Origin of the sequence: Pseudomonas sp. BT76 TE3572 (assembly GCF_050435365.1) — a bacterium.
Classification (GTDB): domain Bacteria; phylum Pseudomonadota; class Gammaproteobacteria; order Pseudomonadales; family Pseudomonadaceae; genus Aquipseudomonas; species Aquipseudomonas fluorescens_W.
The window spans coordinates 520711-543261 of sequence record NZ_JBNDKE010000001.1 but is presented as its reverse complement, the minus strand read 5'-3'; the positions used below and the strand labels follow the sequence as shown (position 1 = coordinate 543261).

At 52.6% G+C, this 22551-nt stretch carries 16 protein-coding genes and 2 pseudogenes; 4 read left to right on the top strand and 14 right to left on the bottom strand.

The features are described 5' to 3' along the window. Window positions 1–2: 2 nt before the first annotated feature. Window positions 3–365: a DUF3742 family protein gene (locus tag ABH912_RS02505; RefSeq protein WP_429509500.1), complete on the bottom strand. Its 363-nt coding sequence runs from the start codon at window positions 363–365 to the stop codon at window positions 3–5. A gap of 211 nt (window positions 366–576) precedes the next feature. Between ABH912_RS02505 and mobH the strand changes: the two genes are divergently transcribed. After that, window positions 577–2409 carry a MobH family relaxase gene (gene mobH / locus ABH912_RS02500; protein WP_429513008.1) on the top strand — a complete coding sequence of 611 codons (1833 nt, stop codon included), beginning with the start codon at window positions 577–579 and terminating at the stop codon, window positions 2407–2409. A gap of 250 nt (window positions 2410–2659) precedes the next feature. Next, entirely contained in the window at window positions 2660–2911 is a 252-nt protein-coding gene (locus tag ABH912_RS02495) for a hypothetical protein (protein WP_429509499.1), read from the top strand. Window positions 2912–2974: 63 nt separating this feature from the next. On the opposite strand, the gene ABH912_RS02490 is transcribed toward ABH912_RS02495, so the two are convergent. The 8 genes and pseudogenes from ABH912_RS02490 to ABH912_RS02455 all read right to left on the bottom strand — a co-directional run. Then, the gene (locus ABH912_RS02490) at window positions 2975–3841 is read right to left on the bottom strand and encodes a DNA/RNA non-specific endonuclease (protein WP_429509498.1); all 867 of its coding nucleotides are present in this window, start codon (window positions 3839–3841) and stop codon (window positions 2975–2977) included. Window positions 3842–4532: 691 nt separating this feature from the next. After that, window positions 4533–5498 (bottom strand): hypothetical protein, encoded by a 966-nt coding sequence (locus ABH912_RS02485; RefSeq protein WP_429513196.1) that lies wholly within the window; start codon window positions 5496–5498, stop codon window positions 4533–4535. Window positions 5499–6278: 780 nt separating this feature from the next. Next, window positions 6279–6605 (bottom strand): annotated as a pseudogene (locus tag ABH912_RS02480) (hypothetical protein); the annotation flags it as partial. After that, window positions 6590–7450: a TRAFAC clade GTPase domain-containing protein gene (locus ABH912_RS02475; protein WP_429509497.1), complete on the bottom strand. Its 861-nt coding sequence runs from the start codon at window positions 7448–7450 to the stop codon at window positions 6590–6592. The pseudogene ABH912_RS02480 and the gene ABH912_RS02475, both read right to left, overlap by 16 nt. Next, a complete protein-coding gene (locus ABH912_RS02470; RefSeq protein WP_429509496.1) occupies window positions 7443–8480 on the bottom strand; it encodes a TRAFAC clade GTPase domain-containing protein in 1038 nt (345 codons plus the stop codon). Before ABH912_RS02470 ends, ABH912_RS02475 begins: the two co-directional genes overlap by 8 nt. A 3-nt stretch (window positions 8481–8483) precedes the next feature. After that, window positions 8484–9578: a GTPase-associated system all-helical protein GASH gene (locus ABH912_RS02465; protein ID WP_429509495.1), complete on the bottom strand. Its 1095-nt coding sequence runs from the start codon at window positions 9576–9578 to the stop codon at window positions 8484–8486. Then, on the bottom strand, window positions 9578–10972 hold the full coding sequence (locus ABH912_RS02460; RefSeq protein ID WP_429509494.1) for a metallophosphoesterase: 1395 nt from the start codon (window positions 10970–10972) through the stop codon (window positions 9578–9580). The genes ABH912_RS02465 and ABH912_RS02460 overlap by 1 nt, the downstream gene beginning before the upstream one ends. A 70-nt stretch (window positions 10973–11042) precedes the next feature. Next, window positions 11043–11415, bottom strand: a pseudogene (locus tag ABH912_RS02455) (DNA polymerase V subunit UmuC); the annotation flags it as partial. Window positions 11416–12246: 831 nt separating this feature from the next. On the opposite strand from ABH912_RS02455, the gene ABH912_RS02450 reads away from it, so the two are divergent. Then, complete coding sequence (locus ABH912_RS02450; RefSeq protein WP_429509493.1) at window positions 12247–13290, top strand: exodeoxyribonuclease VII large subunit; 1044 nt, start codon at window positions 12247–12249, stop codon at window positions 13288–13290. 117 nt (window positions 13291–13407) lie between these two features. On the opposite strand, the gene ABH912_RS02445 is transcribed toward ABH912_RS02450, so the two are convergent. The 5 genes from ABH912_RS02445 to ABH912_RS02425 form a co-directional block, all read right to left on the bottom strand. Then, window positions 13408–14430, bottom strand: coding sequence for an endonuclease (locus ABH912_RS02445; RefSeq protein ID WP_429509492.1), 1023 nt, complete (start codon window positions 14428–14430; stop codon window positions 13408–13410). Between the two features lie 3 nt (window positions 14431–14433). Further along, window positions 14434–16749: an AAA family ATPase gene (locus tag ABH912_RS02440; RefSeq protein ID WP_429509491.1), complete on the bottom strand. Its 2316-nt coding sequence runs from the start codon at window positions 16747–16749 to the stop codon at window positions 14434–14436. Window positions 16750–16845: 96 nt separating this feature from the next. After that, window positions 16846–17814, bottom strand: coding sequence for an HNH endonuclease (locus ABH912_RS02435; RefSeq protein WP_429509490.1), 969 nt, complete (start codon window positions 17812–17814; stop codon window positions 16846–16848). Window positions 17815–17916: 102 nt separating this feature from the next. After that, window positions 17917–19887 carry a DUF262 domain-containing protein gene (locus ABH912_RS02430; protein WP_429509489.1) on the bottom strand — a complete coding sequence of 657 codons (1971 nt, stop codon included), beginning with the start codon at window positions 19885–19887 and terminating at the stop codon, window positions 17917–17919. After that, window positions 19884–21374: a DUF262 domain-containing protein gene (locus ABH912_RS02425; protein WP_429509488.1), complete on the bottom strand. Its 1491-nt coding sequence runs from the start codon at window positions 21372–21374 to the stop codon at window positions 19884–19886. The genes ABH912_RS02430 and ABH912_RS02425 overlap by 4 nt, the downstream gene beginning before the upstream one ends. Window positions 21375–21582: 208 nt before the next feature. Here ABH912_RS02425 and ABH912_RS02420 point away from each other — a divergent pair, with 208 nt between their 5' ends. Continuing rightward, window positions 21583–22434, top strand: coding sequence for a DUF6710 family protein (locus tag ABH912_RS02420; protein ID WP_429509487.1), 852 nt, complete (start codon window positions 21583–21585; stop codon window positions 22432–22434). Window positions 22435–22551: the final 117 nt, after the last annotated feature.

Sequence of the window (22551 nt, the reverse complement as noted above, 5' to 3'; positions counted from 1 at the left end):
ACTTAGGGCATCTCATCGGGATCATGCGGGTCTATTCGGACTCCTGTTCGATCATAGAGACCGAAGCCGGATAGACCATCCCTCCAATCACTTTCTTCATAATCTGACCTGAAATCGCAGTTGAAGGCAGCACGGACCACAAAAACTATCGCGAGAGCTATCAATGCGATCCAAAACGCTAGATACAACAGTACGCTGAGAACAACCGCTTTAAGAATCCAGCCATAGATCTTTGCCACATTGATCGGCACTCCGACTCGCTGCAGCCACAGCAGCGAGTTCTTTTCAAATAATAGAATGCCTCTCCAGCGACGTCCCATCCATTTACCAAATCGCGCCGCTCCCGTAATTCGTTCCCCCTCCATCTCAAACACCTCCCTGTTCGCAGAACACTGCTGTCCATAAAAAGGGGGCGACTCGCTCGCCCATTCAACGTAGCGGCCACCCAGTAGATTGCCGCAGCCTCAAAAGGTAAATGGAAAAAAGGAAAGGACCAAGGGAATGGAGCACAAGGGGAAAGGCCCTACCCAAAAAGGAGAAAAGTCCTTCCTCCAGACCATGCTGACAGGAGGAAACATGCTTTCAATTTTCTATCGCAAGCCCAAACCTACTCAAAAGGACACTGCCCAAGCCGAGCAATCAACTCCCACAGGACTCACTGCTCCGATGTCAGCTCTGTCACTGCTGGCAACAAACCGCCGACAAAAATTGCTCAACCACATCTGGCAACGAACAGCACTCTCCCGTGATCAATTCAATAAGCTCTACCTTGATCCCATCAGACGCTATGCCGAACTGGTACAGCTGCTTCCTGCCTCAGAAAGCCACCACCATGCCTATCCCGGCGGAATGCTGGACCATGGCCTCGAAGTAGTTGCCTATGCCTTAAAACTGAGGCAGTCCCTACTACTTCCCACAGGTGCTCAACCGGAAACCCAGATCGCCCAAGCTGAAGCCTGGACAGCAGCTATCGCCTACGCCTCTCTTGGCCACGACCTGGGCAAAATCGCTGTCGATGTGCACGTCGAATATGCCGACGGGACGCTCTGGCATCCGTGGCACGGTCCTTTGTCACGACCCTACCGACTGCGCTACAGAAAGGATCGCCAATACCGGTTACACGGCGCTGTATCAGGCGTGCTGATCTGCCAAGTATTGAACAAAGATATTTTGGATTGGCTCTGCACGTTCCCAGAACTCTGGACCTCGCTGCTGTTCAACCTGGCAGGCCAGCAAGAGTACGCCGGAGAGCTAGGCACTCTTGTCTCTCAAGCCGACCAGGCGTCAGTAGCCCAAGCCCTCGGTGGCGACCCAAGCGTGGCCATGTCAGCGCCCAAACACGCACTGCAGCGAAAGCTATTGGAAGGACTCCGCTACCTGGTCAGCGAAGAACTGAAGATCAATCAACCTCAAGCCTCAGATGGTTGGCTCACCCACGACGCGCTGTGGCTGGTAAGCAAAACAGTCTCAGACAAACTGCGTGCTCATCTGCTTTCGCAAGGTGTCGACGGCATTCCAGAAAGAAACATTGCCGTCTTCAACGTCCTTCAAGAGCACGGTATCGCTCTACCGAGTGCCGACGGAAAAGCCATCTGGAATGCCACCGTCACAAGCGATACCGGCTGGTCTTACAGTTTCACATTCCTGAAGTTGTCGCCGGCGCTGATCTGGGAAGCCGGAGCACGCCCTGAACCGTTCACCGGGAGCATCACCGTCGACGTAGTGGATAAGCCGATCAACTCTGCTGGCACCGCCAACGTCATCTCAAACCCGCCATCGCCACCTGCAAATGCAACAAGCCAAACACAATCAATACCTAACCCACCAGTAGCACCTGCTCTTGGACGAGCAGCACCAGATTCAGTCGATATATTGATGGACCTGTTCGGCTCCCCTCCTCCGTATTTTGAGGAGCTAGACGCCATAGAGGACATGGAGCTACAAGCCATACAGACACAGACCATCCCGAACATAATCGAGCCTTCCGGAGCCCACTTCATGGAGTGGTTTACCAAGGGCGTTCAGTCACATCGCATCATTACGAATGACAAGAGAGCACTGGCCCATAGCGTCAACGACACGCTCTATCTAGTCACACCCGGGATCTTCCGACGCTACGCACAGGAGTTTCCTCACTTGGCCAAAATCGCTAAGCAGCAAGGATTGTCCGACTGGGAATGGATACAGAAACGCTTCGAAGAAATGAAGCTGCATCGCAAACAACGCAGCGGCCTGAACATTTGGGTATGCGAAGTCACAGGCCCACGCAAAACAAGGCGGCTGAACGGATACCTGCTCAAATCACACGGAGGTCTACTCAACGAACTTGCCCTGAACAATCCCTACCTGAAGCTAGTGAAACCTGGCCGAACAGAAGATTCTCCACCCCCTTCAGGACACACTCAGTAACCGGTTTGTGGATTGACAGAGAACGCGTATGAAAGCACTTTAGGGCAATGTTTTGCTGACTTGATCAGCTACATGCCCAGCCGTCAGGATCTTTCAGTCGGCGCTACGGTTCAACCGTAGGATCCATCCCAATGACCGCATCGCTTCCGGTAGCGCGGTCAGTCGACTAAGTCGATGGAAGCACAGTTTTTCTCACCCACGACGGGCCTTCCCGTTGTGGGGTAGGCCTTTGTATTTTTTTGGAGGCCTTATGAAAATGGAACTGGCTCTGTATCAGGCGTTGATAGCCATCAACGTCCCCGAGCGGAAAGCCCACGCAGTAATCGAAGCATTGGAGTCGGACATGCATACCCTTCTCGCAACTAAGAGTGATATCAATACTCTTGAACATCGACTAACGGCAGAGATTGCTAAAGCTGATGTGAAGCTGACAATTCGTATGGGTGTGATGCTGTCAGCTGCCATTGGAATTATGATCGCCGCAATGAGGTTCATTCACTAGATAATCTGGCTAGACCTAATCCGAAACCACCTGTCTTTTGACTGGTGGTTTTTTCATGCGTGCCTATTTACTGGTGGCTGCGCCTGAAGCGCATCCAATTTTCTGAGGCAACTGCCCGCGTTTAGATTTCAGATCAGCCTGAACGTCTTGAGGTAAATTGCTCCACAGCGTCAGACCCGAACGTTCTTCTATCTCTTCTACCGTCACCTGGAAGTCACAGAAGCTCGCAGAGCGTGGGGTGCTTTGCTCCATGATGAAAGCCGCATAGAGGCCATTGGCAGGCGTGCTGCCAGTGAAGATCACCTTCCAGTAGCCACTGGGGATCGTATGGATCTTGTTTGTGCCTGGTAACGAACCGATGTTCTTTTCGTAGAGAGGACCTGTGGCCACATACACTGCATCGACGTCAGGTACCTTGCTCAGGTTGCGTTCTTGATCCTCTAGGCGAGCCCATGCGCCTTGGTTCAAGTCGGCTTTTTGAGGTGTGATGTTGGTGAGATAGTTCAGAGTCTGCCAATCGGTTACGCCGCCCATAGAAGCGAGGTTTGCCTGGTGGCCCCTGTCTATTTTCAGGGCCACACTGGCTCCGTTGTAGTCGACCGGGTTTAGCGTTTCTCCGATGGGAACGTCGGGGTCAGTTTTCCAGTTGCGGGGGCGCCCGCTGGCTGGCGTGTCCTTTGTGATTTTGTAAGCGACCCAGTTGGCGAATTTTGTTGAGCCGTTGTTGTTTAGGGTGTAGGCCTGACGGTTGAGTGTCAGTTCACTACCGCCAGATGGGCATCCTACAGAACAGTTATCGACGGTTGAAGGTTGTGCCAGCTGGAGTTTCGTCGATCCATCTGAAACGTCCACAGTTTGAGGTGTGGTACAGGCGCCTATCACAGGAACAATAAGAAGCGAGACCAGTTTTATTTTCAGCATTCCTTGCATTGATACTTCTCCTAAAATGACTAATTATTTTAGAAATCAGTGTCTAGGTAAACAACACCCCCCAGTAAAGGACGTATAAAAAAGTGCACTACATGTTTCCCCGCACTCGTGGCGTCTGCACTGCCGATGCTCGGCACAAGAGTTTCAAGCGGAATTTAGATCACTTTGGTTCGCTACGGATGAAAGATTATTGTATAAGCCGTTGATCACAAGCGCCGCTTTCGACTCAAAGCTATCTATTGCTAAATTTCGATCGTAAAAACCTGCCTTATGGCCTAGGCAACCAGAGGCAAAGTTTCAGGAAACGTCATGCTCTCTTGCGCATGAGCATGTCGTGAAGGAAAAAATTAAGTACCCGACAACACTCAACAGCAGAACTGATAATCGGACGACACTCCATGCCCGATTCCCTGGTACTGTATGACACTGAGCCGTTCAAAAAATAGGGGCGACCCAGACCCGAAGTAGTCTTGGTCTCTTTCGGAGTGCTAGCGTCCAGCCTCTGACCTGCTTTAGGCAACGCGAGCATTGCGACATCACTAGAAACCACTAGGCAGGCTGGCAGCCTATTCACTTACCAATATCTACTTCTCTAAACAGCAGTTGAATGAGACTAATTCCTCTATAACATCCGAAAAAATATGTACCCATACAACTTTTTACCTCCTAGTACTGATTATATTCGATGCATTCATAACTCCTTTCGCCCTACCAATTCCTCAATGGCAAGGATCCGACGATCAAGTGCAGCATCCCCTTCACCTTTCATAGCCCAGTAGACACTCTTAAGATAGGTTCGCCCACGGCCACTCTGAGCTGTGACACCTATTAGTGCATAAAATAGAACATCGCTGTGGGTTAGGTGGGCAAAGCAGTTAGGTGAAAGATCGCGATCTACGAACCTATCTATGACACCGGCACGTAACCTCTGGCAACGATCCCATGTGAGCCAGAATATTGACCAAGGCAACCGTGGCTCAAAGGTACGCCAACAATCCTCCGATAGGCTATTGTGGGCGAGCGCATCATGTATTGGCTCGAAGCTTAGTTGTAAAAGCTCGGCCTGAGACTTAGATCTCCATCCAAGAGCTCGATTTAAGAAATAAGCCAAAATATATGTGACCTGGGAGTCATCTATCGAGCCCGTAGAGTTTTGCCAAGCTACGAACCATGGATCCTCGCCGTAGTCATTCGGCACTAAATCTGGGGGCAGTATTTTTGCTAGTACATATATAATTTTCCGAGGGATACTAGCACGGCTACCGAGAAACTCAGCAACAGACTTGATGTCAATTGAAGCCGCTTGAGCCCAGAATTTGAGGTCGTTACTATTTACACCCTTCGCTCTACTTAATGCTTCGAGAACAACTATCGGACCGAAAGTTTGAACTGTTGCAGGCGCAAGATCACTTCTTCCCGCTGTAAGCATGGCCGCAACAGCATCGAATTGTAGGTCTTTGTTCTCAGCGACGCAGAAAGACTCATCTGTTGCTCTGATGTTTAACCAGAAGCTGGGCTCCTTGATAAGTTCTGGACGATGGGCTAAGACGAGCGAAAACAGCTCAGGTATAACCTTGAGGCCTTCGATAAGCTCAGCAGCTTCTAAATCGGCAATCACTCTATGAAGAACAACTTTTTCGGTGCTTTCGCTATTCAAGAGCTGAACTAGTTTTCGCGGATCACGATTCCAAGTCACTCGTCCGAGTCGAGTAGCCAGAGCGTGTAGAACATCAGGCTCCACGAGGTTGAGGTTAGCCCAGAGGAAGTCGAATGACATCTCGTCTAACGTATCGACTGTCTCAAGTGCCGACTTGGCAACGATAGCCCGCGCTGATCTCGCCTGTTTCGTCCCTAGTTCGCCTTGCAGAAGGCTAATAGCTTCATGAACTGCTACTGGACTTTGTGGGGATATCTCAACCGCCCGGTGTAGTCGGCAAAGCGGACGAAAAACCTCACGACCTCCCGCGACGTCGGATCCTAACCTGCGAAAAAAGGATCGAAGACCACTCTGATCGGGATGCACTAAGTCTAGTAGTGCATCTTCCACCCAAGGGGAGACGTTCAACTTTACGCTGTCCGCATCCACAATTTCTGAAAACCGACTGCGCACGCTTCGATCAGAGTTCGGCAGTATTTGGAGATCAAAACTTGCTCCTTCGACTGACCTGTCGCTGGCAGCGAAAGTACAGAATCTGAAACTTCTCCGAAGTCGTGGCCACTGCTGTGACCATATCGCTAGTACCGCGGTATCAACCTCAGGCCCTGACCGAGTGGCGACAACTCTGTTCTTTGGTTTTCCGTATAGCGCCGCCAACACTGGTTTCGCCCATGCTTCCGCGACACTCGATAGCTCTGAAAAGGATGCAATGTTTATTCGCGTAGGTTTTGCATATTCCTGGAAGCTGCTCAAGCCCGTGGGGCGCTTGAAAAGCTTCAATAGGCTCGAAAGGTTCTCAAAACCAGCTAGGTCGTTGAAGTCGATGAGTAGTGTGTGAGTCCATACACATCCAGGTCGTGGCATCTCCGGTGCCGACCAAGTACGACCTAACGCGAAGAAGCCCGAATCAGGCAAAGGGTATCCAGTCAGATACCCGTCCTCGTCCAATCTAGCGCCAGGACCGGAAATGTCGCTTAAGGCAAGAAGTATCTTCTGATCCCGAGGCTTCAATGTCGCCGAAATTGCGAGCTGCTGGTGCCCGTCGGCATAACCATGGAGAGCTTGATGGACTATTGGCTTAGACGATTCCTTCACTCCATCAGCCATCTAAGTGGTTCCGTAAGATCATGTGTTTCTGGAATTGGGCCCACTAACTGAATTCGCATCGAAGCGCTATCAAGAGCACGCAATTCTTCAGCTTGTGCTACTGGCCTTGCGGTCACTTCGACAGGGTCGTAATCCCCCCCCTGTGCGCTTAATCCGTAAATCTGAAAAACCCAGCCGTCGGCCCCCCGTTCCAAATACTGCCAAAGCATAGGGAGTTTGCTCTTTAAATACACTTCTGGTGTTAAACCTTCACCACGGGCCTTATCCCAAGCAGATAACAAGATCGCTAGCCGGCGGGGACCGATGTCCAAGGGGGGCATCCGAAGCATCTGAAGCAAATCAATCAACTGGACCTGAGTTGGTGCGAGCCTTGGATGCCAAGGTGCATTATCATTATCAGGAACCTCTAGACCGAGCTCTTTGGAGAGCTCAACCTCGTCAACGACCCACTTCGGTGCACGAATTGTATCCGAATGGATAAACAACAAGACCCCCCCAGCCTGCAAGATATCAGCGATCTCTGGATCACAATCCCGGTCTTCCCACATTCGCCTGTACGCTTCGCCGGGGACATCTGGAAATGTTGCGCGCACAACATTATCGGTTTGGTCTAGGAGATTTATGCTTACGAGTCGATTGCCCGCAACCGCCGTGCGGTCCTGGACTTTAGCGTCCCGCCAACGTCGAGCTATAGCATTCAAGTGCGAAGCTTCACCAGCACCAAGACCGCCAAAACGTAACGCTGTTGGTATGTCACGTGCAGTCACAAGATGCCAAAGAGCAGCCAAGAACGTAGTTTTCCCAGACGATGGAAGTCCGATTATAACAACCGATTGATCAGCCATTTGGCTCCTCCACCGTCTCATTGAGCGGCATCAATCTAGCGAAGGCTCGCCCAAACTCAGGTCGGGCGAAAGCCAATGCTCGTGTCGAAGCAGCTGGTCTAAGCCAGAATGTCAACAATTCGGACACTCCCGTTCCCCGCGGAACTGCGTTTGATTTTGGCGATGCGGCAAGTTGGAACGGCTCGACTTCCGCTAACGTGCTACCGAAAAAGAGTCGGATATCGCCGAGCAACAAGTCGAAATCGTTAAATGCACGCTCCGCGTGATCTGAGGCCGTGACGGCATCATATTTCGTCAAAACAAGAGCGAGACGCGAGTGAGACCGTAATCCGCCTCCTTCGTGCAGCCCTTGAAGCATCATGATGATGTCGCTTTTAAGATTATGTCGTCCGCCATCGAGTAAGCGCTCCCCATCGACGAGAACGGTAAGGGTATCGGCACGAGAGATCTCCATGAAGCCAGCTACGACGCTAACATCGTCTGCAGCTGCCCGATACTCCTCACCCGCTCTATCGCCGAGAAGGAGAACTAGATGTTTACGATCCGCCACTCCCGCGATTTCAAGGTGATAGAAATTCACCTCGCCGATAGGCGTGCGGTTCATGTGAGGAATACTTCGCCGCGAAGCAGCACGAGCGTCGTGACAGGCATGCTCGAACGCATGCAGACTCAGTGATCTTGCAAACTCAACTCCAGCGACAGGCCCCTCTTGAAAAAGATCGTAGAGGCTAGCAATAAGGCTGGTCTTCCCAGAGTCACTGGGCCCCAAAACTGCAATTACACGGCTGTCACCCCGACGGAGAATTTTCGATGCGCCCTCGGGTGACAGGGTTTCTGCCGAAGGAAGCATGATGCTCTGATCAATGTCCTCCTCTAACTCTTCACTTTCTGAGTCGTCATAGTCGGGCTCCTCCCCATAGTGAGGGCAGGCATCCAGTTCCAGGCCTTCTACACAGCGCCCCGTCTCCGATACTCGACATTCAGGATTTGCGCAAACGATGGTCTCGATGTCCTCATCCTCAGCCGCCATGATTCACCCGAACAATATGAGCAAGCGCTCACGATAAAAAAGCTCACCTAAGGTCAGCCGTGAAAGCGAATGTCCCGCATTAATGCCTGTGGCCGAAGCCCAAGCCGCAACCCAAGCATCCCCAGCACCAATCTCCAGCTGTCGCTTAATTGCATAGTGGATTGGAGTCGAAACTGGCGATGGATCAATTTCTTCAACCATCCCTTGCAGCCACTGAGGGGTAGGAGCATTAACTGCCGCCGTGAGCGCGATTTTCTTCCGTTCCTTTAGACCCGCTCGTGACAGGATGGCGTTCACTGAAGGCGGGCCAGGAAGGAACTCTGTTGCGTTGGCCAATTCGCTCGCGAACACGAATGGCTGCGCATCGACCGGTAAAGTATCGAAAGCACAGTTATAGTCTTTGCTACGCTGACCGGTGAGCCACCACAGCATTTGCAATTCTTCGTCTTGAACCCGAATAAAGTGTTCTGTAGCGATGATTGCTTGTGTTTGCTGTTTAGCCAGGCTACTGAACGCTGTGCGCGTAGTTTCAGCTGCCAGTTCGAAAGCTTGTCCTACACCGGCCCAGTCTGGCTGCTCATTTACCTTCGCAACTGACTTCGCAAAATCAATCGTGGTATGTTCCCTGGATGTTGTCAGTGAAGGACGTTCGCGGTTTGCCTCGCTAAGCAGGTCAATCGCCTGTTCTCCTAGTGATGCAAGATCCATTGGTAGATTGGTTGTTCGCCCCCTGCCGAGCGCCGCAGTAGTTACAGCAAGTGCGGCACGCTCTGCTTGGTTCGAGTTTGTGTCTTCCATCAAAACGGCTAGGCAAGCACCGGCAAGCACCTGAAGTTCCCGGTTATTACCATCCATTTCAAACGTCTCATCCGCCGTCTTAAAATGCTGACGGATCGTTTGGATGGTTGATTGCAGTGGCGTCTGGCGGGTTCCATAGGCCAACCGAAGCAATGCTTCTACTATCTCGCTGTTTACGTTAGCAACGACGTTCAGTAGGCCTTCCCAGCGGCCGTGCCGACGAACAGTGTCATCACCCATGCTGACAGAGTCATACCATTGAGCAAAATTTTGATGCATCGGTTCCACCGGAACAGCCATTATTGCGTCTCCCTTTGCATGACCGCGAGGGCCAGTTCGTCCAACTTGCCACGTTCGCTGGCGCGAATCAGCGCGCGCCCATAGCGCTCCGGCTCAGGTAACTGAAGCTCATCTTCCGCGATCAACCCGAGCTGTAATGTGATCTCACGACGCTCGCTTGCAGTTAGATTCCAGAAGCGGAACACTAGATTGCGTGTGCTGGCGTCCCCCATGGCGGCTTCTCCGTTGGTTTCGTGCTCACGATCCAGAGCATCTTTTCCCTCTGAATCCTGCCCGGCGATGGGAGAGACAACTTGGAGAACAGGCACGTCCGAAGTCACTGCAAGAGAGTTCCCACGTTCCTCTCCAGGAAACCTAATTGAATGGCAAAATACTGTCTCATCCTCAGGCGTGAGTACTGCGCGAAACTTGTCTGGATTGGTCTGCCATTGGCGTAAATGCGCTGCGACCGTTAACCGACGGTCTCGGCCCGAGCCAGTTATATGCACCTCAACCAAGTTGTAACCTGGTTGCCACCCAAGTTCTTGCCTATCCGGATTTACCGCCCCCGCACTGAAGCGAACATATTGGCGATCAAACTGGAGGCGCTGTCGGTGTTTATGCCCAAACATATGAATCGTTGCTCGACCGCAAAATGCATCGCTGGCATCGTCTTGGTCCATGAACCAATCTGGAGGATGGTGGCACAACACAAGGTTCACCACATCATCTACCGGGTCAAGCACAGTCTGAAGCGGGCTGAGATAGAGGCTATCACGTGTGTCATCTCGCCCCTCAGCGCCTGAGAGAATTACGGATGTAAGGCCGTGAACTCGTAGTACGACGCTATTCTCAAGTTCCAAGTCCTGCTTCCAGTAGAGGCGTTCTGGTAGATAAACTTGGCAGTTCAGGCGCTTCGCGAAGTCGTTGTAGGCTGCAAGGGGGGCAAGCAAGGCTCGACTAGTGTCACCGTCGCTAATTTGATTCCGCAACTCACGCTCTCGACGATCATCCGGCGCACGCTTGATTGCAGCCTGAGCATTTCGAGTGGAAAGGGTTCTAAGGATCAGCCCACGATCCACATCGTGGTTCCCTGGTACGACAAAAACGCGTTCCAATGGGCAGCCGGCAACCGCTGCTAGCTCGGTAATCCAGGACATAGCAGCTTGGTATTCCTCGGGCGCCCCCTTAAACGCGATATCTCCTCCGATAAGAATTGCACCTACTGGACCCAGTTCGGAAACACGGGATCTGACATCTTGTACGAGACGAGTTCGGTATGGGCGGTCTGCGTCTAGGTCGGGATTGAGGCAATCCGGTGATCTAAAATGGATATCGGCGATATGGAGCAACAGCACGGGTCCTTCCTCACTCTTGTTCTTCGATAACAGCAATATACCTTGAATGGAGCACATTTATCATCGAAAAGCACGTTGACGAAATCGGAGAGGGGAATAAAGGATGCCGTTGAACGAGCCCGCTAACGGTAGGATATGGCAGGTCTACCACTACCCCATTCGCGAAATTGGCTTCCTCGGGATTGAACATGCCCGTTCGGATGCTGACACGAATCTTCTTGCCCGCCGAATCCTGGGCACGAAATTTCTCTGAGGCACGGATCATGTAGGTCGCCACCGCCTCCTTGATCGGTGGCAATTCTGTGAGGTGCTTCCCGAACATTCGACTACGGCAAATCTCCTGCTTTGGTAGATCAGGGCTCATCCAACTCCAGACAAGGCGCACCCGCCAACTCCCTCGCCGTCTTCTCAATCACCACACTGAATCTCTTGCGCAGCATCCACGGATCAGCCCTGGCCAGATCCATCGCAGTTTTGATACCCAACGCTTCCGAATGCAGAGGATTGTTTGCGACAAGCGGAGCCACTGATTCCAGGAATCCAAAAAGAAACTGAAGGGGCCGGCACTACGATCTGATCCCAACTCTGTTCGCCGTGATCTCCGCTAACATGATGCTGTTTGAAATCAAGATACCCGCAAGCTACGCTCGCGGAGCTCCATCAATTTAGTTGTTGTCACCCAAGGAGAAAAGATGCCACATCCAAATGGTAGCAATGGAAATGCACTCCAAGTTGCGCATTCATTTGCGCAAACGTATGCACACGTAGGACGCACAGGCGTAGCGTTTGTATCCACTACTGGCGAAGCCATCACAGCTACACAAGGTTTTGCACGCGACGGTGTAACTCCAACAATTGTTTTACAGGGGCAGAATCATGTGCATGGAAGGGTATGTGCCGCCTGCTGGGGCTACACAAAGAGTTGTACCGGCGAGCGAATAGGCCAAGCTGTAGCCCCGCTTGATTCGGTAGTCCCGTAGGTGCCCAGTAATCTCGGGGGTTGATATCCCAACTGCGTCTCGGTTTTCAATCGATACAGACCTGAAGGCACCAGGGCTAATGAAATTTCACGCACGCCTCTGCCCTCCCCTGGGTCTTCGAGCGAACCCATTTCCTGAGCCAACGCCGAACGCGGCTGCATCCCCCCGAAACTACCATTCGCCAAATTCAGTGGGCGTTTTTACTGAACTGTTGGTCAGGGTTTTCGATAAGGAGAGGCAACCTTAAGCAGTGCCGAAAATCAGCTTGCACCTTTGCCCAGGACCAGTTCCGGCAAGACCACTACCCCAAGCTTATGGGTGTTTTTTGACGTTAGAGTGACACGGATTGCTATGAATTCAGCCCTAGAAAACCGACCTATCCCTATCCTAAATGCTGGAGAGCTAGACAACTTACTGACCTCAATTGCTAGTCGAGAACTCGCGAAGTGGAAAGAGCCTGATCTACTCGTGAAAACCTGTGGATCACTACGGTTGCTTGATGAGCGGCGGCTCGCTAGCGAGACCAAAGGCTGGCAAAAACTCTACGCATTTCAGTTGGAAAATGAGGGCGCTGTCACCTTGGATGGCGCACTGAGTCTGATGAGTGGATTTCAAAATGGCGACTTCGTGGAAGTGGTTGGATTCCCAGTAGCAAACGTCTACAAGGGTGCACTGTCCTTCAAGTTGGAGTTGGTTGATGTTCGCCACTTTGAAGGCACACAGATTACGGAGCAGCGTCGTAAAGTCATCCAGGATTTTCAATACTTACGGAGCCTAAAGTCGAGACGCCACCCATTCCCGATTCAACGGGATCAACTGTCCGTATCTGTAATTTATCCTTCAGCAACCCACGCACGGGTTGATGAGGATTTCAGAACTGCTTTGGGTAACCAGAGCCAGCGTTCTCTCATCACGCCGGTGCCAGTCCGAATCGGTTCGGCTGAGGCCGTAGCCAAGGCGATATCGGAAAGCACTGCTCAGGTTTTGGTTATTATCAGAGGGGGCGGTGATGACGCTGATTTCGCCGCATTCAATGACCCTTTAGTGCTAGAGGCTTTGGCGTCTTTTCCAGGCTATCGAATATTGGGGATCGGACATACCGCCAATCTGGCAATGGCTGACCTACTTTGTGATTTCTCGGCTTCTGTTCCCGCAGCAGCGGGTACGCACCTGCGTGAACAGCTCGCGCTTATCTCTGGGGCCTACGACGAACTTGAGAATCGTCGCGAGAGGTTGGAGAGCCAAGTGTTAAAACTTGAGACTGAACTTCGACAGGAAAGAGATAGCCAAGTGAAAGAAAATGAAACTGCTACCCCGAGCGATCTGATAGCGATTGTTAAGCGCCACTGGCCTTGGGTCGTCGGAGTATTGCTCATAATCCTCTGGAAGGCCTGAAACGTCTAAAGGAAAAGGAAGTAATAAAACGTTCGAAGGTTCTGCCACTCACGTTCATGCACATTAGGCCCACTTTATGGTTTATTTTCCGCCTTTGGATAAATCGCCTAATATTTTTTAGTCGCCGCGCCCCATCAGGCGCGCTTTGAAGCCTTCGATCCAGGTCCGCACCATGGCCGAATACGGCGCATCGGGCTTGGCCATGCGCCCCATCTCGCGCAGAACTTGCTCCTGGAGCAAATAAAGGCGCCGGGCGATGCCTTCATCGCGAACATCGTTGGGCTGAGGGTTGGCTGGATCAGGCTCCAGTGACTGGGCCATCGAGCCGACATCCAAAGCTAGCATCTCCAGAAACTCCAGCTGACGCAAAAGCCGCGTGCGCTCTTGCACCAGTCCCAAGCGATTGAGACCGTAGACATGAATGGATACCACGCCCTTGAGACTTAGCCCGGTCTCTAAAGCTTCATCGATAACCGCCCGAATCGCCTCGTCCGCCCCGTTGACGCCAAAAATCGGCAGCCCCGCGCCTGCATGAGATCGAGGAATGACCAAACCGATAAGGTTGGCGCGGTCGATGTAGAACCTCAGGTGCTCATCTGGGTTGTCCCGGCATGGATCGATAAGCAGAGGGTATTCGCTAGCGATAGCCGAGGTTTCGAACACAGCACGCGTGCCCAGCACCGGAAAGCTATCCTTCTTGCCGCTGGACGACAGCACGCCATGGCTGAAACCGCGCGGGCCCTCCTGCAGTGTCAGTAGTTTGGCTGACAGCACCGGCATCATCTGCTTGCGCTTGCGATTGCAATCGATGCAGCTGGGCAAAAGATTGTCCCAGTCCATGCCCAGCCACCAATACCCCGGATGATCGGCGTCTTCGTTTACTGCTCCCTTGGGCCTGTAGTGCTCGACGTCCACCGGTGCTGTCGATGCAAAAAAGCTTTCGCAGTAGGCGCATTTGCCATGAAACAGCTTATCGAGCTGCTTCTTAACGCTGTCGGACTTGTATACCGCGAACTCAGGCGCTCTATCACCGGGTGCAGCGAAATACTGTCTGAACTTGGTCAGCTCTCGCTGAGCCGGAGAATCATCCCCCGTCATTGCATCGGGCTGCGGGGCATCTCTACGGATGACGGCACGCATGCTTCAGATCTCCTCCAATATGGCGACGATTCGCTTCCGAGCTTGCTCCCGCAGCTCGCCCAGCTTGACGGCGGACATTTTCCGGCGATTCTCCAGGTACTGCGCCACCGCCTCTTGCACTAGTCGTTGCACCTCGGTGGAGCCCACCGGCAGGGCCTGCCGAATATCCAGCTCAAAGCGGCCCCAGGCCTCCTGTTGATCAACGGTCAACGGTTCGCCCTTCTCCCGGGCTGCCAGTAAATCGGCGAACATCGCCAGCTCGCGTTCGGTACCGGGTTGGTCGGTGGACGTTAAGCTGAAGAAATCCGAGGTCAACAGTTGCTCGATGGTTAACCAGCTAACGTCCGGCAAACGCACTACCTGCTCCACCATTACCGGCCACTCGCTGTTGCCCCCCCTGTAGCTGGCGACCCGCTGCATGACAATCACTTCGCCGTCCTGCATGCCGCGCAGGCAAAGCGGATCGTGGGTCGTGGCGATGAAGGTGACCTTTGGCAGGGCACTGCGCAGGGCTCGCATAATCTGGATCTTCCAACGCGGATGCAGGTGCGCCTCGACCTCGTCGATCAGCACCACCGCCCTGGCCATCTCCAGACTTTCGAAATAGGTATGGAGGTGCCGGCTCATCAGCCCTTGGATGATGTCGCAGACCATCGCCAGCATCGACCGGTAACCCGATGACGCCAGGCTCAGTGGCGTGCGATTACGTGCATCGTTGCCAAGGACGGATGTGACGATCAGGCAGCGTTGGTTTACGAAATCTCGTTCCATGACCTCGAATTCGCCCTCAATGGAGAGGATGTCCCGAAGCACCCTCACCACACTGTCGAAATCCACCTGCTTCAGCCCCAGTAGCCACTTCTCGGGATTGGAGAGCAGCCTGTCGGACTGAAACAGGTTGATGATCGACTTGCCATGGCTGTGGCGCCGAATTTTCTTTTGGTACTGCCGGAAGGCGCCGTAGGCGAACACAGGAGGCAAGTCGGAGCTACCCTCAATCCGGTAGCGTCCACCAGTGATGGTCAGGGTCCGTGTTGAGCCATCATCGAACGTCAAGTGCACCGTGGCCGACGCACTGCGGGGTGCAGAGCGCGCGCCCAGCAACTCCGGATCGAGCAGCAAGGCCGAGCTATCCAACCGCAGCTCGGCACGCGCTTCATCAGACGACAGCGCCAAGGCTGTGGCTTCGAGGATGGAGCTTTTGCCCGCGGCGTTTTCCCCGAGGATCAACAACGCGGGCTGGAGCGGCTCTGGTAACTCGGCAGTGGGTGCCTGAGCCGCCGGCACGACCAACTCCAATTCCTCGACACCTTTGAAGTTTGTAAGACGAATGGTGGCCAAGGTGGGGGGATTTTCGATGTAGCCACGCATCACCTGCGAATCGTCAGTGAAAAGTCGAATCGCGTTGCCGTCAACATGAGCTTCCAGCTCTTCACGAGGCATCCACTCGCTGTTGCTTTGGGCGATCTTCTGAAGAGTATCTCCAATACGGGCTTGCGAAAATGACATGCCGTGCGCTTTGCCGCCCGTCAACAGCGACGCAATCTCACGGCACATCAGATACCACAGCCCTCCGAACTCCAACCCGGCGAAATCGAAGAGCTCAGACCACTCATTGCGTCCATCACGTCCATCGCGCATCTGGGGCAGAGTTTTTTCAATCAGATGATCGAAGTATTCCTTAAGACGAGCGCCACGCCTTGAATACAAATCCTCGCGATTAAGATCATAGTGGTCAATCGTTTCACGGGCACATTCGGTATGGGGGAAAAGGTAGCCGTCGAGACTGACCGCTAGATGAAGGGCAAAGTTACTTGGCTCGCAAGGATCGAGCAGAAGATTCTTTTCCTTAGGCGGATGATCTCGCCATAGCCCGAGCGATTCGGCTACATATGTCTGAAGTTGGGTTTCTGTGGGCAGCGCCGCTCGTTTGCCTTTGACCGGAAAATACTCGGGCCGTTTGGGATAACATCCCTCACAGATGGGGTAAAGGTTTTCCCAAGCATTACTCAGCCAGGCGTAATAAAGGTGAGCTTCCGCGCTGCGCTTCACCGGCGAAGCATCGCCGGTGGGACGAAACCGGAAAGGCATCGTAGGCATTGCACTTTCACAGAAGGCACATTTACCGCGAAAAAGCCTTCTCAGGCCCACCTTGACGGACTCGTCGTCCAGACCAAGCCGGAAGTCCGGCGTGCGGGTCTGCGCCCTCTTCGCTTTATCCGTAAAGAAGTAGTTGGCCAACTCCTTTCGCTGAGCGCCGGATTCCACGCTCTGCAACAAACTGGGCGGTGGCTCACTACTGCGTTCGAATCGTTGCACGATTTTTCTCCCTGAAAAGACTTGGGAAAAGCCAACGTATGCTCCCCAAAAATGGACTCCACCTGACCTTTGATAGCAACAATCCAAACGCCAGCATTAAGCGCCTACAGCCACAAGCATTTGGAGAAAACTTGCCTTCAATGCTTCATGCTCAGAACCAAAGTGGGCCTCTCTATGATGTTCGGGACATAGAGCAATGACATTACCTGGAGTGTCAGCGCCCTCTTCACTGAGCGGTACGACATGGTGAGTTTCGATGTAGATTTCACCATTGACTTTGAGAAACCCAAGACGTCCACAATGCTCACAACACCCCTTGGATCGAGCCAACACCACCTGCCTGACTTTCGCGCTTCGCCCCCAGACAAATGCTGAAACCGCGGTGCGCTCAGGGGTTTCATTTCCAATGAACTGATCCGCCACTCCTACGCCATAAGAGTCCGGGGTGATTTCGGGAAACGCTTGAGAGGGTGCCCCGGATGCGGCCCCCTCTTCTTCGCCAAACACTACGATATCTTTGAGTGTTTCGTGTAAGGGCTTAGGGCCACGTCGCAGCAAAAAAGCGCCAGTCTGCATATCGTATTGCACAAGATGCCACGGCTCCGAATCAAGCAACCTGAAATCAGCAGCCGCACGCTCATCGTCGCGCCGAACGAGGCTCTTGCTTTGAACCAAGGCCACGCGCACCAACCGATCTTCCCAATGGGCAATCTTGACGACCACATCCATCTGCAACGCCCTAGCAGCCCATGTCTTCAGCCGTTGCTTGAGCGATGGAGCCCGCTGGTCATTGGCTCTCTCGTCATAAGTCTTGTACTCAGCCCTCGCATTGCCTCTGTATTCGACACCATTGGCCAGAAAATCCAGTTCGTCGTACCAGAGACACACAAGCACGCGGTCGTTTCCTTGAAATGCCCACCGATAGCAGTAATTGGGATTCTGTGCTGGTGATCTGTTCGAAGAAATATTGTGCCAGTCGCTGACATCGATGCCCGCTTCAGAAACGGCATCGTACACGCGCATCGTAGACGTTGGCTTGAGCTGTTCACGCAGATCGCTGAGCATGGAAAACCCTTTCGAAGCTGGGTGGCAATTTTCGGGAGGAGGAAGCGCCAGATCTACAACGCCACTTCCTCTGTCACGGAAAACAATCAGTTAGAAACCCGATTACCTCAGGTAGTGGGCCTCAACCATTTCAATCATTTCCCCTCGGTGACGCTCAATTTGCTCCCGTCCCCAGTCCTCTCCTTTACCCAATACATAAAACATATGCGCCAGCTTCAATGAGTCATAACGAGGCTTGGCCCGGAAGTCCGCCTGCTTCTTCAGAACGGCCTGATTGCTGTAAGAGGAGTTCTCACCCGGACTCAGCAGAACCAGATTGCCAAAGCTATGCAGATAATCATCCTCAAGACGGTTCATGAACTCTTCATTTTGAGGGTGCACGTGCTCAACCGAGTTTCTTGACGCTATTCGGTAGCTCTCCAGCGACTCCTTTTGGAAGCAGCCCAGCTTATGGCGCTCACGCCATAGGATGTATTCCACTTTCTGGAACCAATAATGCTCAAAGCCTGTGCCATTGGGTTCTTTGAGATAGGCAATCTTGTGTGACAGGTGCTCCGAAGAGACACAATCACCCGACAGCAACACGAAGCTGGCCGTCTTCTGAGTGCTGGTATCCGGAATGATCGACAGCTGGTTGTCGATCCTTTCCAACAGCGCGTCTACCTGATTGGAGTTCATGGTGGGGTTGTCGATCAGTGCCCCTAGAAACGGGGTTAACCAATACTGAGCACTACGATCACCAGTGAAATAACGCACGCTCTGAAGTTGGGCGAGATCGGGCGTGTGCAACTCAGGGGCTCGGCTGGCGCTCAATTTACCGACAGTGCGCTTGTTGATTGTGGTCAGTCGAAGATGCTTTTCCTTCTCCTCGGCCAAACGCACCCACTTCACGATCCACAAATCAAACTGATAACGAACCTGCCACAAACACTCGATAAACTCCCTGGCTTGTGCGACGCTCGCGTTGTCCACAAAACCCTCGAAACAGCTGTTTAGGCGGCTGTCGTTGAGCGGAGTGCCAATGTCTTTACCCCACTGTCGATGTCGATAAATACGGTAGGTATGCATGAGCAACAAACCGAAGCTGATGATCGACTGAACGCTCCCCTCATCGTTTTCATCATCATCGGTCTCTTCGGAAGATGCAGGGTCAGTTTCATTTCGTGGCACGCGCTTTAAGCTGATTTCAGCAATCGTGAGTCCGTTACCTCGCCCCTCCACTGGGCGCTCCAGAGAAAAGATCTCTCGCGAGTAGGACTCAAGATTTGGAAACTTCATGCGATCCCAAGCGGCTTCCGGGAAGACACGTCGCAGACTACGTTCGAAGTAGTTGTCCATGTCTTCACACGCCTGCCAGATGCCTTCATAGCAAGCCCTGTGATGAACGATCTTGTCCATCAGACGTGCTTTCAGGATGTCTGTCTGCTCCAGTTGAATGCCACTGGTGTTGAGTGTCGCAAAAAGCCCGTTCAGATCCATATCAGCAGGCATTACGTTGTTCACCCATTTAACCTGGTTGAACAAAAACTCCTCAACCGCTGCGAGCCATACGGGGCCGTGATCCTTGCTCAACATCTGCAAACGATCCTTCGCGGCTTTGTGGGCGGCGATGAGATGCTTCAGATATGGCTTCTTCTCCAGATCTGTGGATTGTTCACTGGCTATCAACCCAGCCCAAATACCGAGTTGAGTCTGGACTTCCTCACGAATCGCAAATACCAATCGCGGAGTAGTCCCCAACACCGCCAGATCCTTCAACCGTTGGGTGGGCGATATTTCGAAAAATGCCAACGCCAGTACCATCAAGGTGGTCATGCGCTGCTGGCCATCGATCAACTCATACGTGATAGCAGCACTAGACCCGGTGCGATGAGGGATGCGACTCGTCAGTACCGTTCCAATGTAGTAATGGTCTTCGCCCGTCATGCAGGCATTGATGATCTGATCCAGCAATCCGACGACGTCTTCGCTAGGCCAAACATAGGGACGCTGGTAGCTGGGGATCACCAGCTCGACCTTGTTTAGGCAAAGCGCGGCAGCTGTCTGGACTTGGGAAAGGACACGAGCGTTCATCGACGATCTCCACGCAAGCTTTCGTCTACAAAGCGAAACGATTCAAGGACCTCTCGCAATTGCCGATCGTAGTCCGTTGCCATTTCTTTCATATCCTCCCAGGGCAGGTGCAATTTAAGCGTTGTGGCTACCGAATTAATGAAGCGCGATTTGATGCTGTTCCTTTGAACACCGACATCGCTGAATTCGTATTGGTAATCACGTAGACACTGCATGAGCTGCTCATGATTGAAGCTGCTGGCAATCCAATCCAGTACGGGATTTTCACGCACAAATTTCTGGACACCCTTTTCACGCACACTGACCTCATTGATCAGGCGTAACGAGAACACCATTCGGAACAGCCACACGCTTGCCTCAAGCAGTTGCGAGGTTCCGAACTGATTCACATACAACAACAGCGCACAGTCATACAATCGCCCGAGAAACATACTGCCTTGAGCGTTCACGACAAGCTGATCGTAATAGCGGTAGAAAGAGGTCAGCTCCGGCATATCACGCTTGATCAACAAGCGGTCTTGAAGCTCATGAAAATGATGTACATATCGTATGGCGTTGACCCCTGTACTCAGGGGTTGGCGCATGCCATATCCTGGCTTGATTGCCTGCCAAGATTCTCCATTAACATCGTGATTGATCTGCGCAGGACGGAAAGCCACATCGCGCCCGTCCGCACGAGTACGCTCTGCCAATTCCTCCACGATCTGCTCACGCTCAGCAATCGGCTCTCGATCACTGGCAACATTTCGCCATTTCAATTTCTGCCAATAGCGGGACTTCATCAGTGTGGCAACCAGCGGCGTGAGTTCATCCAGCGACTCCCACGTTCTGGCGTAGGCATCCTGACCGGCACGGGGCACGCTACGTAAATGGAAGGCCTTTATGATGTCGGCCCCACCCAGACGTACACCACTGGTGTTCTGAGTTTCAAAAAAACGGTAGGCATCATCTTCTGAACGCGTGACCACCAAACTGATGTTCACTCGATTGAAGTCAACCAGCGGTAAATCCTGCGCCTCCAGCCAAGCGAGATTCCGACGAATTCGGTTCTGGCTTTCTGGGGAAGAAAACTGGAGATCAAGCACCGATTTGCCACTCGACTGCAAAAAGCGAAGCAATGCCATGCTGGTCAGTCGTTGTTGCCCATCGATGATGTTCAACTGCCCACGCCGGCGATCATTTCCTCCCACCTGGTGCAGGATGATGCTGCCTAGGTAAAAATCGTGGGAATAAGCCGATTGCTGACCCACATCCTTGGGAAAGAACACTCGCAGATCCTGAAGCAATCGTTCAAGTTGCTTGGCACCCCACCGATAAGGGCGCTGGTACTCAGGAAGATTCAAATTGCCGAAAACCAGACTGCCGTCGCTGGCCACAATTCTTTCGGATCTGAACAACTCTTCTAACGAGGTGCTGGCAACCACGATGCCATCAATGGCGCTGGGTTCGACGTGGAGTAAATATCCATCCTTGACGGCCTGATTCATGAAACGGTCCTTTCGTAATCCCGCTCGACAAGAAGCGATGATTCCATTCTTGAAATGCCAAAAATCAGCACCATCGGCAATAATGGCTCGATGATATCAGGGAATAATTCTCTACGCTTTACAAACCGCCCATGTGCAAAAACGGTGGATACAGAGACAATTCATTGGGCTGAAAATGAACAATCAAATGCGCATTCCAAGGATTGAAATGACCAACGAACTTCCATCAATAAACAATTTCAAACGACGATCCTCCCTTCTGGGCTGGTGGAATAGATACCATCAAGAGAGAGCGGAAACACGAGCAAAAAAATTCAAATTACGATCTCAAGCCCGCTTCGATTCCTTAATGAAAACCGCCAGGCTTATTGCCGATACCAACCCGCGGGGCTTAGTCGACCTGGTGCGCGCAATCCTGCGCCCGCTCCAATCTGAATACCTGTTAGGCGTCGCTGAGCGTGGGCAAGATGCGTTACCCACCATCGACGCTTATGCCTTCTTTGGTGATTCTGTACGGTCACGGATGTTTACCGCTGACGGTATGGATTTGCGGGGCGTGCACTTGGATAACATGACATTCAGCCTGCAGCTTTCGCGCGACACGGTACTGCCGTGGGCATGGAATGTTGGTCGATACATCTCTGCGCTGGCGACGATTGGCTCCAGCAAAACGATTAAAGATGGGCCGAAATGGAACAATGCTCATCAGGGGGCTTGGCGCCAAGACATTAACCATCGGGTCGAACTTTGGCTTCCTTGGGGCATAGGCTTCGTGCATGGAGGCAATCACTCCATCACAGCCGGCATCCTAGCTGGCGAAGGCGAAATCACACCTGATTATGTGTATGACATGACGTACTTGCTTGATGATCTTCACTGCGACGGGAAGCACTATTTCGATACGCGCACTGGAAAAAAAACGGCAGCCGTCACGGATGTGCGAAAAGCCGCCGTATTTGAGATTGGAAGAATCATGCGGGAAATGAATTTTCCTGCCTTTAAGTCTGAAACCGAAAAGGCTTGCGTGCATCGAAATGCCCGGATGTCGCAGCCAGGCTAATGAGACGATTGCGGGCTAGCCTACCGGCCTACTGATTCTAGCCCCATGTCCCATGGATTAATTTGAGCCCGCCTAAAGTTTTAGGCGGGCTTCGTTACGCGTTTCAAGCTGGTGGCT